This is a genomic window from Vulcanococcus sp. Clear-D1 (assembly GCF_014654725.1).
Classification (GTDB): domain Bacteria; phylum Cyanobacteriota; class Cyanobacteriia; order PCC-6307; family Cyanobiaceae; genus Vulcanococcus.
Map to the genome: position 1 here is coordinate 18,618 of NZ_JACVZV010000024.1, position 15,049 is coordinate 33,666.

Here is a 15,049-nt window from a genome sequence, read left to right on the forward strand (position 1 = left end):
GCAGTAATCGACACTAGAGCTTTTCAGGGGAGCTCTTTTGACGTATTGGTGAACTGACCGCTAACGCTGCATTCTTGGCTGCGACCAGAAAGTTGTTGACAGTAAAAAATGTGTCCTTAGGAAATCTGATGGGTGGCTGCCACTTCCTGTACTTTCGCAAATGCCGATAGGCGCTCAACCGCCTCGATTAGCCCCTCTTCGTCGGTCCACTTGCCATAGTTCTGGAGATGGACTGCCGGGGTGTGGCCCATCAGAGCCGACAGGTCCCGGACCGAAAGGCTGCGTTCGTAGGACTTGTGCCCGCGCCAGGCGTAGCCATGTCTGAGGCTGTAGGGCGTGAGCCCAGGATTGGCCTCAGCCAGGCTCTGCCAGTAGGGGTAACGCTCCAACAGCTTGCGGAATGCCTCTCCGACGGGCTTGAACTCGCCCAGCTCGATAGTGGTCAGGATGCGTGGAGGCAATTTCACCAGTCCGCTGGCATAGAGCTGGAGGAACCGCCCGCCTTCGCCCTCGCGGCCAGGGATGTCGAGAGGCAAAGCCAAGCGTTCGGCCTTTGGCCGTTTCATCGCCCAGCGGTTGCGCTTCACGTCGGCTCCAACCCTGAGACGCCCTCCGTCATCGATCCGTAGAACGGCCAGTTCAGCTGGGCGTAGGCCGAACAGCCCCACTAGCCCCACCGCAAGGCGCAGCTCTGGTTTTCCGTCGGCCGCAAGAGCATCAAGGAGCCCGGCGAGCTGTTCCGGCTTGATCGGCCGCCTGAGCTCTTCCCCAGCAACCCGGTGGACAGAACCGATCAACTCGCGCAGCTCGTCCCCCTCAATGGGTTTCCAGCAGGCATCGGCGCCGCAGCGAGTCACCGCAAAGTCCAGCAGTGCCGCCACATCGCCCAGGTGGGCTCTGCGTCCTTTCCCGCCAGGCGGACACTTCGCGAAATGCTGAGCGGTGTAGGCACGCATCAGGCTGCGCCCATCTCTCGGCTTGGGTTTGGTTTCAAGCGTCTTCAGAAAATTGCCTACGCGGTAGCGCAGGTCTCCAAGGGTGCTGCTGCGGCGATCAGCACGGCTCTCCAGAAACTGTTCCGCCACCCGCTGCCAATTGAGCCCGCCCTCGTCGGTAGCGACGGAATCGGCCAAACCAATAAGCCCGTAAGCCTCGGAAAGCCCCAAGCCCCGCTCTTCCATGAGCTGGCGAAGGCGAGCAACTGCGGCATTAATGGCGCTACCGCTGCTAGCTGCCCACGGTATGGAAAGAGTCACGCTGGACCGGCTGCCGTCTGAATGCCGACGGGTGAGCTTGGCCTTACCGGACTGAGGGCTAATGCTCCAGCCGCGACCGTGCTCCAGCTTGACCTGCTTCCGCAGGATCTGGTCCCAGGTTGCGGGCTTCGCCACTGCGCTATCGGGACCAGGGACATAGCGCAGAAATTAGCGCAGAGCTAGCGCAACAGGCCATAGCTAGCCGCCGCCAGCGAGACAGAGAGCGGGCAAGACTTAAGTCTCTGACTTGCATCTCGCCCGCACCGCAACTCATCTGACGAACAACATCTCCTGGTAGGTGGGCAGCGGCCAGGCAGCGTCGTCCACCAACGCTTCGAGGGCATCGGCGGCGGCGCGCAGCTCACCCATCAGCGGCATCAGCTGATCGGCACAGTGGCGCATGTGCGCTTCCGCGCCGTGGGGGGCTGAACCCAGCGCTGCTTCGAGCGCATTGGCTCGATCCACCAGCTGCTGATTGAGGCCGGCGATCTGCTGGGCGATGGCCTTGGAGGGCTGCAGACCAATCGCTTCCTGCTCCTGCAGGGAGCCCGCCAGCTCGCCGAGGTAGGCGCTCACGGCCGGGTAGATCACGGTGCGGGCGATGCGCAGCGCCAGGCGCACCTCCACCTCGATCGCCAGGATGTACTGCTCGGCGTACACCTCAAAGCGGCTCTCAAGCTCAACAGGGCTGAGCACGTTCTGACGCGTGAACAGATCGCGGATGGCATCACGCTGGAGCACCGGCAACGCATCAGCGCTGGTGCGCAGGTTCTCGAGGCCGCGCTCCTTCACCGCCATCTCATGCCAGGCGCTGGAGTAGCCGTCGCCGCCGAAGATCACAGCGCCGTTCTCCTGGGTGATCTGCTGCAGCACCCCGAAGCTGGCCTGCTCGATGCGTTCACCCTTGGCGAGGCGGGCTTCCAGCTGATCAGCCACCCAGCTGAGGGCATCGGCGAGCACGGTGTTGAGCACCACCAGCGGGCCGGCCACCGACTGGCCTGAACCCACAGCGCGGAACTCGAAGCGATTGCCGGTGAAGGCAAACGGGGAGGTGCGGTTGCGATCGCCAGCATCCTTGGGGAACTCAGGCAGGCTGTCGACGCCGAGCTGCATCAGCCCGCCGCTGGTGGAGCTCTTCAGTTGGCCAGCCTTGATCTGGTTGAACACATCCTCGAGCTGGCTTCCGAGGTACACGGAGATGATCGCCGGAGGGGCTTCGTTGGCGCCGAGGCGGTGGTCGTTGCTGGCGGTGGCGATGGCCGCGCGCATCAGCGGGCCGTACTGGTGCACGCCGCGGATCACAGCCCCACAGAACAGCAGGAACTGCATGTTCTCGTGGGGGGTCTTACCGGGATCGAGCAGGTTGCCCTGGGTGCTGTTCCCGATCGACCAGTTCACGTGCTTGCCGCTGCCGTTCACGCCGGCGAAGGGCTTTTCATGCAGCAAGCAGGTGAAGCCGTGGCGCTTGGCGGTGCTCTTGAGCACCGTCATGATCAGCTGCTGGTGATCGGTGGCCACGTTGGCGGCCTCATGCACCGGCGCGATCTCGAACTGGCCAGGGGCCACTTCGTTGTGGCGAGTCTTGGCGGGCACACCCAGGCGGTAGAGCTGATCCTCCACGTCCTGCATGAACACCTGCACCCGCTCGGGGATGGCGCCGAAGTAGTGGTCGTCAAACTGCTGACCCTTCGCCGGCGGAGCCCCAAACAGGCTGCGGCCGGAGAGCTGCAGGTCGGGGCGGAGCGCCATGAAGGCGTTGTCCACCAGGAAGTACTCCTGCTCAGCGCCACAGCTGGAGTTGATCGGAGCAATCTCTTTCTCACCCAGCAGCTTGAGCACGCGGCGCGCCTGGGCGTTCACCGCCGCATTGGAGCGGAGCAGCGGGGTTTTCTTATCGAGGGCCTCGCCGGTCCACGACACGAACACCGTGGGGATGCAGAGGGTGACCCCGTTGGGCGTGCGCATCAGCCAGGCGGGGCTGGTCACATCCCAGGCGGTGTAACCGCGGGCCTCGAAGGTGGAGCGCAGGCCGCCGTTGGGGAAGGAGGAGCCATCGGGCTCACCCTGCACCAGCAGCTTGCCGGTGAACTCAGTGATGGCACGGCCATCGCCCTTGGGCACGATGAAGCCGTCGTGCTTCTCGGCGGTGAGGTTGGTGAGCGGATAGAAAACGTGGGCGTAGTAGAGCGCGCCGCGGCTGGTGGCCCAGTCCTTCATGGCGCCGGCCACGGCATCCGCCACGGAAGGGTCGAGGCGGCCGCCTTCGCGGATCGTGGCCTGAATCGACTTGAACACGCTGCGCGGCAGCGCCTCCTTCATCCGATCCAGGGTGAACACATCGCTGGCCCAGATGTCCGAGAGAGCGGATGGGGCCTGCACCGCCGCGGGCTTGCGCCGCTGGATGGTCTGCAGGGCGGCAAAACGCTCAGCGCTGGGCATGGCCGATGTGTATCAATCCAAACCATGCAAGGCGTCCACGGCGGACTCATTGGTATCAAGCGATACCAATTTGCGATCTGATCAGCGCCGGCTCAGCGCGCGCCGTTGCGCCACCAGGGCCTTGGCAGGCACCAGTAGATCAGCAGCAGCAGCTCAACCACCACCAACACGCCCAGCCCGGTTGCCAGCAGCGGCCGGGCCAGTGGAACCAGCACAAGCCACACCACGCCGTAGCTGAGGGTGACGGCCAGCGAGAGCCCCAGGGCCACGATCGCCACCACACGGCCCCAACGGCGACCTTTCACCAAAGCAGCCGAGGCCACCACCCCGAGCACCAAAGCGGGCAGGATCGCGCTGAGCCCCACCGCCCAATTGGCCGCCGCCATGGAGCCGCCGCTGGTGAGCAGCTGCACCAACCAGGGCAAGCCAGCGGCATTTAGCAACAAACCGGCCCAGGCCAAGGAACGATCGAGGCTTTGGTTCGCTCGCATCAACAGCCAGAAGCACGCCAGGCCATAAAACCGGCATGGCGCAAGGTGCGCCAGCAGCCGCTGGGCGTGCTCATCTCGATGCCCACCTGCAGGGCCAGCTGACGCTCCCGTTCGCGCTGATCAGCCCGCTCATCCACCAGGCCCTGCAACTCCAGCCACTCCATCGCCGCTTCCAGCGCCAGCTCAAGGCTCTCGAAGCACTCATCCAACACCGGATGGGGCTGACCCTGCCGGTCGGTGAGGCGATAAAGCCGCGTGGAGATCGCTTGCCGGGGCGTGTAAGCCATGCGATCAGTCTGATTGGATCAGCCGCGAAGGCGGGTGCCCTGGAGCACAGGCGGCCGTGCCCGCGTCAGCGCCGGGTCAGTGCAGCTCAAACAGCAGCAGATCGGCGCCGGATGCCCCCGCCCTCAGTGGGAGCGGAGGCGCAGCTGCAGCGGGTCGAGGTGTCCAGCCGAGCCCGTCACCGCGCTGCAGCAACCAGGGCTGCTCCAGCGTTCCATCGATCATCTGGATCCAGGCGGCACCCGAGAGCTCAGGCAGCTCCACCACCGCTGAAGCCTGAAGCTGCGCCCGCCAAAGGCGCACCGGCCGATGAATCGCCAGGGCGCCGCCTTGACGCTGGGGATCGAGCAACGAGGTCCAGCCGCTTTGGAGCGGGAAGGGTTTCTGCTCATAGGCCGGCGCGATCCCCGTGGAGCTCGGCTCCACCCAGATCTGCAGCAGGCGGCAGGCCTGATCCGATCCATTGATCTCGCTGTGCACCACGCCGGTGCCGGCGCTCATGCGCTGCACCTCCCCGGCGCGCAGCACCTCGGCATGCCCCATCGAATCGCGGTGGTGCAATTCGCCTTGCACCATCACCGTGATGATTTCCATATCGCGGTGGGGATGCATGCCGAAGCCCCGGCCCGCGGCAATCGTGTCGTCGTTGATCACCCGCAACGGGCCGAAGCCCATCCAGGCCGGGTCGTAGTGGTTGGAGAAGGAAAAGCTGTGCCAGCTATCCAGCCAATCGAGCTCACTGTGAAAGCGCTCAGCGGCGGGCCGCAGAACCAGCGCATCGGCTCCCAGGGCCTGAGCCAGAACGGCATGGCTGGCGGGAATGGCGATGGGAGTGGTTGTCATGGCCAATCAATCGGCTCAAGGCTGGAGAGGTTGGAGCTGTTTAAGGCGGTGGATCAGGTCGGCGATCGACTCATCCTTAGCGCTGCTCATGGCGTTACTCACCAACTGGCGGCCCACCACATGGGCGCCGAGATGGGCCAACTGCAAACGCAGCGCCGCCATCACCGCATGGCCACCACCGCCGGAGTGCGTGGCGATCGCCACAGGACGGCCGTTGAACAGGGCGCGGAAATCGTCGCCCTGCACCGATAACCAGGCGATGGCACTGGTGAGCACCGGCGGAATGGAGCCGTTGTATTCCGGTGCGCAGATCACCCAGCGCGTTGCGGCCTCAAGCTGGTGTTGCAGTGGCGCCAGATCAGGCGGCGCGCCTGCAGCCAAGGCCCGCGGCGTAAACAGCGGCAAATCCAATGCCGTGAGATCCAACACCTCTGCATGGAGGCCCTGGGCCTGGGCTTGTTCGGCAAAGCGCTCCGCCAGCTTTAGGTTCTCACCGTTACTGGCGGCGATCACCAAGAGGTCCGGGGGCAGAGGGGTTGTCACGGTTGAACTCAACTCCTGAATGTGCAGCCAGGGCGCCTGGGGATCTGCAGCCTGATGCGGCTGCCGGTCCGGATGAGCCCCCTTCACATGTGATCGTGCGCTGGGCAGCGGCAGGAACACAAGAGCGCACCGCAAAGTGGGGTGGTTACCCAAACGTGAGCGATGGGTGGGGACCAGGGTTTTCAGAACAGCTATCAGCACAGCCAGTGCAAGGCGGAGCTGGCCCTCAAGGTGATCCAGGGGCGCTGGAAGCTGCTGATCCTGCGGGAATTGCTGGAGGGAATCCGCCGCTTCTCCGATCTGCAGCGGGCCCTGGCCGATGTTCAGCAAGGGGTGAGCCAGAAGGTGCTCACCTCCCAACTGCGCGAACTCGAAGCCGATGGTGTGATCAGCCGCACGGTGTATCCCGAGGTGCCGCCCCGGGTGGAGTACGCCCTCACAGACCTAGGCCATGAACTCGTGCCGGTTCTTGATGGACTTCACGCCTGGGGCGAACGCGCCGAGCTGGACAAAGCTCCCTGATCAGCGGGTGAGGAGTCGGTGCCGTGTGCTCACGGGCTGGGTTGTTGGTCTGTCTTGGGGCGCTGTCTCAGGGTGATGTCTTGGTGTGCTGTCCAAAAGCGGATATCCATGGATATCCGCTTTTGGACAGGCCTCTGATCTACACAAAGCCCCCAAGGAACAGAGCGCACGCCTGCCCTGTCCAGGTCAGCAGAACATCCGCCTGACGCTCAAGCTCAATGCTTCACGCCGGGGATGAAGCGCTTCTCGTGGTCGGCACCTTTGAGCATGCGGTTCCAATACACCCACGGCAGGATCGTGGTCTTCATCACCCACATGCTCCAGCGCTCCTTGGTGGGATCCAGGGGGAAGGAGGGCTCTGGCTGAGCGTCGTAGTTGAACTCGGCCATGATGGTTTTGCCGTAGCCGGTGATCAGCGGACAGCAGCTGTAGCCGTTGTAGGAGCCATCGCCCTTGCCGCCATCGAGCTGGGCCAGCAGGTTGGTCACCAGCGCCGGCGCCTGTCCACGCACCGCAGCGGCGGTTTTGGAGTTGGGCATACCACTCACATCGCCGATCGCAAACACGTTCGGGTAGCGCAGGTGCTGCATGGAGTGCTTGTCCACCTCCACAAAACCGCTGGCGGCCGCAAGGGGGCTCTGGGCCACCACATCCGGCGCCGCCATGGGCGGAGTGACATGCAAGAGCTCGTAAGAGATCACCTCCTCCCGGGGTTCCTCCCCGTCCTTAGCCACCTTGAACACCGCTTCTTTGCTCTCCGGCCGCACCTCGATCAGGGTGTGGCTGTAGCGCGCATCAATCCCCTTGCGGGCCACCACCTCCCGCAGTGGTGCGGCATAGGCCGGGATGCCGAAGATGCCGGGAGTGGCCGTGGCATAAATCACCTTGCTTTTGGCGGCCAGCGCCGGATCACGCTTGATGGCGTCGTCGGCCATGTAGGCGATCTTCTGGGGGGCGCCAGGGCACTTGATCGGCATCGGCGCGCAGGTGAACACGGCGTTGCCGCCCTTGAAGTTTTGGATGCACTCCCAGGTGTAGGCAGCGAAATCCTTCGAGTAGTTGCTGCACACGCCGCCCTTGCCCAAGGCCTCGGGCAGTCCCTTGATGGCGTCCCAGTTGAGCTTCAGGCCGGTGGCCACCACCAGGGCGTCGTAGGTAAGGGTCTGACCGCCACTAGTGCTGACACTGTTGTTGCTGGGGTCGAAACCGGCCACCGCTTCGCGGATCCAGGTGACACCCGCAGGAATCAGATCGGCCTCCTGGCGGCGGGTCTGGGCCATGGTGAAGACCCCACCCCCCACCAGGGTCCAACCCGGTTGGTAGTAGTGCTCGCTGGAGGGCTCGAGGATGGCCACCTCCAGGCTGGGGCGGAACCGCTTGAGGCGTGCGGCCACGGTGATGCCGCCCGCACCACCGCCCACGATCAACACCTGGTGATGACCCATGACCCTGGGATTGAAAGAGCTGCCCCAGATCTAACCAGACCTGCAGCGTCTGACCACGCCACCCACTTTCTCAAAGTCGGACCGACTTCGCTTAAGACGGGCTATGCTCGCGCCAGCGCAGGGCGCCATCCGCAAGCACCGCAACCCATGGACCTTTCCAAACCCGGCACTCAGGCCAACCTCGAAGCCGCCTTCGGCGGCGAAAGCATGGCCAACCGCAAATACCTCTTCTTCGCCGACGTAGCCAAACAGCTCGGCAACAGTGAGCTGGCCAAGTTGTTCCGCGACACCGCGAACCAGGAAACCGAACACGCGTTTGCCCACTTCCGGCTGCTGCATCCGGAGCTGGTCGTCGACGACCCCGCCTCCCTCAGCGATGCCCAGAAACAGGCGGTGCTGAGCCGCTGCCTGGAGCTGGCGATTGAGGGCGAAACCTACGAGTACACAACGATGTACCCGGAATTCGCCGCTCAGGCCCGCGCCGACCGCGACAGCGGCGCCGAGGCGGAGTTCAACGAGCAGATCAGCGAATCCCAGGAGCACGCGGGCATCTTCCGCACCGCGGCCCGCAACTTCGGCCTGCTCACCCTCGTGGAGCACCACCACGCCGATCGCTACAGCATCGCCCTGGAAGCGCTGCAGGGCAACGGCACGGCCGGCGAGGCCAGCGAACCGGTGAGCGGCCTGTGGATCTGCAAGGTGTGTGGCGTGATTTACGACCCCGCCGTGGGCGACCCCGACTCGGGCATCGCCGCCGGCACCGCCTTTGCAGCCATCCCCGACGATTGGAGCTGCCCGATCTGCGGCACCCGAAAGGCCAACTTCATCCCCTACCGCCCGGCGGAGCTGCAGGCAGCCTGAAACCTTCAGGGGGCTGACGCTTAACACAAGCAAATCAGCCCCCAGCGGCTTTAGTGTGCGTTCCAGCACAGAACGAGCGGCATGTGCGCCGATCTCAACCCGTCAGGCCAGCTCACACCTCGCGACGCCGGCTCCAGCACCAGCCTCAAATGGGGCCAAAACGGTGAACTCTCGCCGGTGGATCTCCAGCGTGTGCTGGAGCGCCTCACCGATCCCGCCCTCACCCAGTGCAGCCTCCAGCAAGACGCTCACACCGATTGAGGGCGGGTATCGGGCAACACAAGGGTTCACGCCCAGAATTGAGCGATGAACCAGGTTGATGACGCCACCCCAACCACCCGGCTGCTGGTGGTGGAGGACGACGACACCATCCGCGAAACCGTGGCCGAAGCCCTGGAGATGGAAGGCTTCGCCGTAACGGCCGCCACCAACGGCCGCAGCGCCTGGGATCTGCTTAGCCGCGACTCGTTTGATCTGGTGGTGCTCGATCTGATGCTGCCGGGCATCAACGGCCTGGATCTCTGCCGCCAGCTGCGCCAGGGCAGCACACCACCCCTGATCCTCGTGGTGAGTGCCCGCGACACCGAAACCGATCGCGTGCTGGGGCTGGAGGTGGGTGCCGACGACTACCTGATCAAACCCTTCGGCATGCGCGAACTGGTGGCTCGCTGCCGGGCCCTACTGCGCCGCCAGCGCACACCCCTACCAACCACCAGCAGCCTCGAACATCTCGATCTCTTGCTGTATCCGGGTGAATGCAGGGTCACCCGCGATGGCATCGACATCCGCCTGTCACCGAAGGAATACAAGCTGCTGGAGCTGTTCATGCAGAACCCGCGCCGGGTTTGGAGCCGCGAGCAGCTGATCGAACAGGTGTGGGGCGTGGATTACATCGGCGACAGCAAAACGGTGGATGTGCACATCCGTTGGCTGCGAGAAAAGATCGAAGACGATCCCTCCAATCCCGCCAAGTTGGTCACCGTGCGTGGCTTTGGGTATCGCTTCGGGTAACGGGTGAGCAAGGAAACGGCCCTGGCCCTATTGATCGGCGCAGCCGCTGGCGGGAGCCTGGGGCTGCTGGTTCGGCGCAAGCCGCGCCTGCAACGGCGCCGCCGCCGCCAGCGCCCCCTCGATCCACCCGAAACACAACTGCGCGCCTGGATGGAGGAGGTGCCGCAGGGGTGGTTGCTGCTCAATGGCGACAACCGCATCGCCGGGCTCAACCCCCGCGCCGAACTGCTGCTCGAACTGGAGGATTCCAGCCTGGGGCTGCGGGGTGAGCCCTTTGCACTGTTGGATCCCTCCGATGAACTGCTGCACCTGGTGAACCTGGCCCGCGACAAGGGCCTGCCCCAACGCGGCTCCTGGCCGCTGCGCAGCAGCAACCTCGACGTGCGGGTGATGCCCGGCGACGACGGCTGGGTGGCTGTGGTGCTGCAGGGGCGCAATCCACTGGAAAGCCAGTTGGAACGCCAGGAGCAATGGGTGAGCGATGTGGCCCATGAATTGAAGACACCGCTCACCGCCCTGCGGCTGGTGGGCGACAGCCTTGCCCTCAAAGCCGAAGGGCGCCAGGCGGTGTTGGTGCAGCGGCTGCAGCGGGAATTGGAGCGGCTGCAGGTGCTGGTGAGCGATCTGCTCGACCTCTCGCGCCTCGACAACACCCCCTTCACGGAGGCAAGCCCACAGGCGGCGGTGGATCCAGCGGCCCTGATCAACCGTGTGTGGAACACGCTCGAGCCGCTGGCCTCGGAGCGCGGCGTGCAGCTGCAGGTGGTCTCAGCACAGCAGCTGGGCGGTGGTGGACCTGAACTGGCGGCCATTGATCCCGCCCGCTTTCATCAAGCGCTGCTCAACCTGCTCGACAACGCTCTGCGCTACAGCCCCGATCAGGCCACCATTGATGTCGACATCAGTGCCCGAAACCGCTGGTGCATGGTGTCGGTGCGCGATCACGGGCCGGGCCTGAGCGACACCGACCTCGAGCGGATGTTCCAGCGCTTCTATCGCGGCGATCCCGCCCGGGCCCGTTCACCCCGCAGCGGCAGTGGACTGGGCCTGGCGATCGTGCAGCAGATCGCCCTCTCCCAAGGAGGAATGGTGCGGGCCAGCAACCACCCCGATGGCGGCGCACTGCTCGAGTTGCTCGTGCCGCGCGCCGCCTGAACCCTCAACCCCGGGGCAGATGGCTCACCACCAACTGCCGCTGCTCATCGAGCTGCAACCAACCCTCTTCCCGCAGCAGGCCGAGCACACGGGTCACCGTGACGCGCGTGGTGCTCAGGGCATTGGCGATGTCTTGGTGGGTGAGGCGGAGGTTGAGCAGCAGGCCCTGCTCGCAGGGCTGGCCGTAATCCTGAGCGAGCAGCTCCAGGAATCCGCGCACCCGCTCCTCGATGCGGCGCAGGCCGAGCAGCGCGATCAGCGCTTCCGACTGACGCATGCGGCTGGTCATCGCCCGCACCAGGGTGACGGCCAAATGGGGGGTGGATTCGATCTCATCCATCGGCAGACAGAGCAGATCGCTGTCGCCAATGGTGGTGGCTTCGTAGAGATCGATGTTGGTGAGCGGCTCACCGAAGATCTCGTTGGGGCCCGCCAGGCCGAGCAGCAGGTCGTCGCCCTGCTCATTCATGCAGCTGAGCTTGACCATGCCGCGGGTCACCAGCCACACGTGATTGCGGAGCAGGGGAACCTTGCTGCCGGCGCTGAGGTGCACCAGATCACGGCGCTGATACACCTCCTCCAGCGAGCTGCGAAGACCCTGCTGACCACTTGGTGTGTAAACCATCGAGCTGTTGTGCCGACGGGACCCGCGGACTGTATGGAGCATCACCAGCGCTTGAGCAAAGCCCGGGTAGAGGCGCGGTTAAGGCTGGGTTAGGTGTTGAACTGAAGCCCTAAAAGCTGCTGGCGACCGGCTGGTGACCGCAGCTCAGCCGAGGCCTCGAGCCAGCGCAGCCAGGCCTGATCGCGGGCCTCGCAGATCAGGCTGCAGAGAACCGGCAACACGGCATCGGGGCGCTCCTCCAGCAAGCGCTCCAGGGTGAGCACCAACACCCGCAGATCCTGAAGATCCCCAAGGGCCGTCTGCATCCGTTTGAGCTGCAGCAGCCAGGGCTGAAAGGCTTCAGGGGCAAGGGTGCTGAGGTTGGCCAGGCCGTAGCGGGCTCGCTTGATCCGGCGGCGCAGCTGATGCAGCGCCACAGCGCCATCGATCTCGTGGGGGCGCTCCACCCACCAGCCGGGGAGCGTGAACAAGCCAGCCAACACCACCTGCTGCATGTCCGCAAACCACGCCGCCATGGGCTCTGCCCCCATGGCCGTGAAAGCAGGCTCCCGCAACCAGAGCTGCAGCCGCGCCAGCAGCTTGAGATAGCGGCGACCCTTGAGCGTGTCGGTTGTGATCGTGAAGGCCAGCTTGCGCTCACGCTTGAGCTGCTTGAGCAGCTTGCGCAGGGGCGCCTGTTCGCGCTCCGGCAGCAGGGGCAACCAGTGGTGCTCCAGGCGATGGCGCATCACATCGAGATCACGGGTGAGCCCCAGATCCGAACCGATCCGGGCCAACCGCTGGGCCGACACCTGCTCCGACAACACCAGTGCTGCCGCGAACTGCTCCACCGTGCTGCGCATCTGGCGGCAGCACACCCGCATCTGATGCAACGGCTCAGGATCGCGATCGGCGAGCACATCGAGCTGCAGGGCCACCAAACGGCGCGCACGCTGCTCGAGCAAAACGGCAGCAAACGCACCGCAACCATCAGCGCTCACGGGTGTTGACCGATCCAGATCGCCCACAGGGCAACAGCGAAAGGCTCACTCTGAACACACTGCAGAGGTTAAGGAGTTAAGGGGTGGTTATGGACCCTGGTTGCCGTTGGAGCGCTGCTACGTTCCTTGAAAAAGTCTTCCTGCGTGAAGCTGTCCACACTGATCCGAGAACCCCTGGCGGGGCCATCGCTTACATCGACATCCAATGGCACATCCGAGACCGAAGCTGATGGAATCAGCGCCTCAGATGCTGCCCAAGAGAGCATCAATCGATGGGAAACGTTGCATCAGAAGGAACACCTGCTCTGCCTGAATCAGCGCGAGGCGTTGATGCTGTTCGGCTTGCTGCAGGCCGCCTCTCGCCATGAACCCACCCGCCAAACCATCCTCAGCAGCGGCGATTACCAGCAGTTCCACCGGCAGCTCAGCCGATCACTGGCTCAAAGCCTGAGCTGCTGAGGACAGGCCTTTGTGGCCAGCTCAGAAATAGAGCCGACTGGACGACTGCTCCCGCTCGGCCAGCTTCGGCAACCAGCGCTGGCGCAGCTCCTCGGGACTCATCGCCCATTCCTCAAGGGGCTGCTGAGCAGCCACCAGGGATTGCAACCAATCGCGAAAGCTCTCAAGGCTCTGCACATGAGCCTCCAGGCTTGGCGTATCAGACACGGGGCTTCAGGGCGCTGCTTGTGAGCGTAGGCGCAGTTTTGCCGCCGAAGCGATGCAGATCCTGAAGATTTGCCGGTGCATTCTGCGGGTTCAGAATGCGCAGGGTGCCCAACCAAAAACCCTGGATGGCCATACAGCAGGCCACCGGCGGCAGCCAGATCCGAATGCTCTGCATGCGAAGGCCTTTGGGCGTTGCAGTATTCGAGTCGATTCCGCGCAGCAGGGCTGTGGCAGGCAACACCGAGGGGCCGTGCTCCGGCTCACATCGGCGGGTTCAGAACACCTCGCTACCTTGCCGATGGTTGCGTGCACGGACGGATGCAGAGCCTCCCCCAACTGAGGCCAACGCCCGGCTCCCTGGATTCGCGCCGCCTGGAGGAACGTCCGGGCCAGATGCCCAACAGCCTCTATCTGGCCGGCGGACGCGCACCCACCACCTTCTCAGCGTTGGTGCTCTGGCCGGAAGGCCCTCAACTGTGCCGCCTCAAGGATCGCGGGCAGCTTGAAGATCTGCTGAGCCAGCGGGTGCCGATTTGGCTGCGGGTGAGCGGCATGGGGCAGCCGCATCTGATCCGCGAGGCTCTCGAGCTCTGCCGGATTCCGGCGGCCTTCAGCCCCCTGGTGCTCGACACACCGCAATCCACCCGTGTCGATTCCATGGGCGATGTGATTGCCGTGGTGCTGCATCGGCTGCGCTTCTCCAGAGATCCACTCAATCTGGTGAGCGATCAGGTGAGCATGCTGCTCACCCACAACTGCCTGATCTCGATCGAAGAAGCGCCGAGCAGTGAGCCCTTCGCCTCGCTCACCGATTGGCTGATGCAGAAGAGCCCGGTGGCTGCCGCCGAAGACCTCGACGATCTCCTCCATTACATGGTGGACAACATCCTCGATGGCATCTTTCCGATGCTGGAGCAGATGGCCAATCGCCTCGATGATCTCGAGGAAGCGGCACTGCGGGATCCGCGGCCACGGGTGCTCACCCGCGCTTATCAACTGCGCGCGAACCTACGGCGAATCCGCCAGCAACTCTGGCCGCTGCGGCATCAGATCCTGCTGTTTCTGCGCCAAAACCAACCGGTGATGGGGCCCGATGGTTTACAGGGATTTCAGGAAATGGCTCAGAACGTGGAGCAGATCTTTGAGAGCTGTGAAATCCTGCGTCATCAGTGCGATGCCGTCACCGAAGCGCACATGGCGAGCACGGGAAATCGGATGAACCAGATCATGAAAACACTCACGATCGTGTCCACGATCTTCGCGCCCCTCACCTTCATTGCCGGAATCTATGGCATGAACTTCGACAACATGCCCGAGTTGCACTGGCGCTATGGCTACATCGCCTCGCTAGTGCTGATGGGCACGATCGCCAGCATGCAGGCGATCTACCTCTGGCGGCGTGGCTGGTTTGAAGACTGGACCGCACCTCGCCGCTAAAACCCGCTGGAATCAGCGAAGATGCGTCATTCTTCGAGGCCGCGCAGCCTTCGCTCAAGACTGGCCATCAGCTCGATCGCAAACAGGGGGGTTTCCTGCACCGCAAACAGAAATTGTTCGCGGCCCATCTCAATCAGTTCCGTGAGCTCCAAGGCTCGGGCCGTGCCATGCCGGCGATGGTTCTCGCTCACGAGGGCGCCCACACCCAGCACATCCCCAGGGCCAAACAGCTCGGGGGCCTCACCACCCCAGCCGAGCTCAATCGCACCGGTGAGAACGCAGAAGATGGTGTCGCCAGGTTCACCCGCTTCAAACAACACCTCCCCAGCGGTGAGCACGCGCAGGGGCAGGCTGCTGGCGAGGGCCTGCATGGTGTGAAGCAGACCGGAGTTCATGCAAGGTGATGCACCTTGCACCATCGTGCTGAGCTTTGATGAAGGGACGGTGAAGGACAGCCGTGGAGCCGGTTTCTACGGTGAGGCAGGCGGTC

General features: G+C 64.1%; 19 protein-coding genes. 7 read left to right on the forward strand and 12 right to left on the reverse strand.

The features are described 5' to 3' along the window. Positions 1-116: 116 nt before the first annotated feature. From H9532_RS09375 to H9532_RS09400, 6 genes are all read right to left on the reverse strand, one after another. Positions 117-1,391 (reverse strand): site-specific integrase, encoded by a 1,275-nt coding sequence (locus H9532_RS09375; RefSeq protein ID WP_296367714.1) that lies wholly within the window; start codon positions 1,389-1,391, stop codon positions 117-119. Between the two features lie 135 nt (positions 1,392-1,526). Beyond that, on the reverse strand, positions 1,527-3,695 hold the full coding sequence (locus tag H9532_RS09380) for a glutamine synthetase III (protein ID WP_296367717.1): 2,169 nt from the start codon (positions 3,693-3,695) through the stop codon (positions 1,527-1,529). Positions 3,696-3,787: 92 nt separating this feature from the next. After that, positions 3,788-4,186 (reverse strand): hypothetical protein, encoded by a 399-nt coding sequence (locus H9532_RS09385; RefSeq protein WP_296367719.1) that lies wholly within the window; start codon positions 4,184-4,186, stop codon positions 3,788-3,790. Further along, positions 4,186-4,473: a hypothetical protein gene (locus H9532_RS09390; RefSeq protein ID WP_296367721.1), complete on the reverse strand. Its 288-nt coding sequence runs from the start codon at positions 4,471-4,473 to the stop codon at positions 4,186-4,188. The genes H9532_RS09385 and H9532_RS09390 overlap by 1 nt, the downstream gene beginning before the upstream one ends. A gap of 76 nt (positions 4,474-4,549) precedes the next feature. Further along, on the reverse strand, positions 4,550-5,314 hold the full coding sequence (locus H9532_RS09395; RefSeq protein WP_296367723.1) for a pirin-like bicupin family protein: 765 nt from the start codon (positions 5,312-5,314) through the stop codon (positions 4,550-4,552). Positions 5,315-5,329: 15 nt separating this feature from the next. Beyond that, positions 5,330-5,845 carry an NAD(P)H-dependent oxidoreductase gene (locus tag H9532_RS09400; protein ID WP_296368248.1) on the reverse strand — a complete coding sequence of 172 codons (516 nt, stop codon included), beginning with the start codon at positions 5,843-5,845 and terminating at the stop codon, positions 5,330-5,332. A 174-nt stretch (positions 5,846-6,019) separates the two neighbouring features. On the opposite strand from H9532_RS09400, the gene H9532_RS09405 reads away from it, so the two are divergent. Continuing rightward, a complete protein-coding gene (locus H9532_RS09405; RefSeq protein WP_296367725.1) occupies positions 6,020-6,379 on the forward strand; it encodes a helix-turn-helix domain-containing protein in 360 nt (119 codons plus the stop codon). A 215-nt stretch (positions 6,380-6,594) separates the two neighbouring features. On the opposite strand, the gene H9532_RS09410 is transcribed toward H9532_RS09405, so the two are convergent. After that, positions 6,595-7,824 (reverse strand): FAD/NAD(P)-binding oxidoreductase, encoded by a 1,230-nt coding sequence (locus H9532_RS09410; RefSeq protein ID WP_296367728.1) that lies wholly within the window; start codon positions 7,822-7,824, stop codon positions 6,595-6,597. 147 nt (positions 7,825-7,971) lie between these two features. Between H9532_RS09410 and H9532_RS09415 the strand changes: the two genes are divergently transcribed. The 4 genes from H9532_RS09415 (at position 7,972) to H9532_RS09430 (ending at position 10,851) form a co-directional block, all read left to right on the forward strand. Then, positions 7,972-8,685 (forward strand): rubrerythrin family protein, encoded by a 714-nt coding sequence (locus tag H9532_RS09415; RefSeq protein WP_296367731.1) that lies wholly within the window; start codon positions 7,972-7,974, stop codon positions 8,683-8,685. Positions 8,686-8,766: 81 nt separating this feature from the next. Next, positions 8,767-8,946 carry a hypothetical protein gene (locus H9532_RS09420; protein ID WP_296367733.1) on the forward strand — a complete coding sequence of 60 codons (180 nt, stop codon included), beginning with the start codon at positions 8,767-8,769 and terminating at the stop codon, positions 8,944-8,946. 45 nt (positions 8,947-8,991) lie between these two features. Next, positions 8,992-9,696 carry a response regulator transcription factor gene (locus H9532_RS09425; RefSeq protein ID WP_296367737.1) on the forward strand — a complete coding sequence of 235 codons (705 nt, stop codon included), beginning with the start codon at positions 8,992-8,994 and terminating at the stop codon, positions 9,694-9,696. Between the two features lie 3 nt (positions 9,697-9,699). Then, a complete protein-coding gene (locus H9532_RS09430; protein WP_296367739.1) occupies positions 9,700-10,851 on the forward strand; it encodes a HAMP domain-containing sensor histidine kinase in 1,152 nt (383 codons plus the stop codon). A gap of 4 nt (positions 10,852-10,855) precedes the next feature. Here the strand turns inward: H9532_RS09430 and H9532_RS09435 are convergent, their stop codons facing one another. Together H9532_RS09435 and H9532_RS09440 are read right to left on the reverse strand one after the other, a co-directional pair. Beyond that, on the reverse strand, positions 10,856-11,476 hold the full coding sequence (locus H9532_RS09435; RefSeq protein ID WP_296367741.1) for a Crp/Fnr family transcriptional regulator: 621 nt from the start codon (positions 11,474-11,476) through the stop codon (positions 10,856-10,858). Positions 11,477-11,565: 89 nt separating this feature from the next. After that, on the reverse strand, positions 11,566-12,456 hold the full coding sequence (locus H9532_RS09440) for a CHAD domain-containing protein (RefSeq protein WP_296367743.1): 891 nt from the start codon (positions 12,454-12,456) through the stop codon (positions 11,566-11,568). A 282-nt stretch (positions 12,457-12,738) separates the two neighbouring features. On the opposite strand from H9532_RS09440, the gene H9532_RS09445 reads away from it, so the two are divergent. Beyond that, complete coding sequence (locus H9532_RS09445; RefSeq protein WP_296367747.1) at positions 12,739-12,915, forward strand: hypothetical protein; 177 nt, start codon at positions 12,739-12,741, stop codon at positions 12,913-12,915. 21 nt (positions 12,916-12,936) lie between these two features. Here the strand turns inward: H9532_RS09445 and H9532_RS09450 are convergent, their stop codons facing one another. Then, the gene (locus H9532_RS09450) at positions 12,937-13,122 is read right to left on the reverse strand and encodes a hypothetical protein (RefSeq protein ID WP_296367749.1); all 186 of its coding nucleotides are present in this window, start codon (positions 13,120-13,122) and stop codon (positions 12,937-12,939) included. Continuing rightward, entirely contained in the window at positions 13,115-13,297 is a 183-nt protein-coding gene (locus H9532_RS09455; RefSeq protein ID WP_296367751.1) for a hypothetical protein, read from the reverse strand. Before H9532_RS09455 ends, H9532_RS09450 begins: the two co-directional genes overlap by 8 nt. A 143-nt stretch (positions 13,298-13,440) precedes the next feature. Between H9532_RS09455 and corA the strand changes: the two genes are divergently transcribed. Beyond that, positions 13,441-14,559, forward strand: a complete 1,119-nt coding sequence (gene corA / locus H9532_RS09460; RefSeq protein WP_296367753.1) for a magnesium/cobalt transporter CorA — start codon at positions 13,441-13,443, stop codon at positions 14,557-14,559. A gap of 26 nt (positions 14,560-14,585) precedes the next feature. Here the strand turns inward: corA and H9532_RS09465 are convergent, their stop codons facing one another. Next, complete coding sequence (locus tag H9532_RS09465) at positions 14,586-14,954, reverse strand: Crp/Fnr family transcriptional regulator (RefSeq protein ID WP_296367755.1); 369 nt, start codon at positions 14,952-14,954, stop codon at positions 14,586-14,588. Positions 14,955-15,049 lie beyond the last annotated feature (95 nt).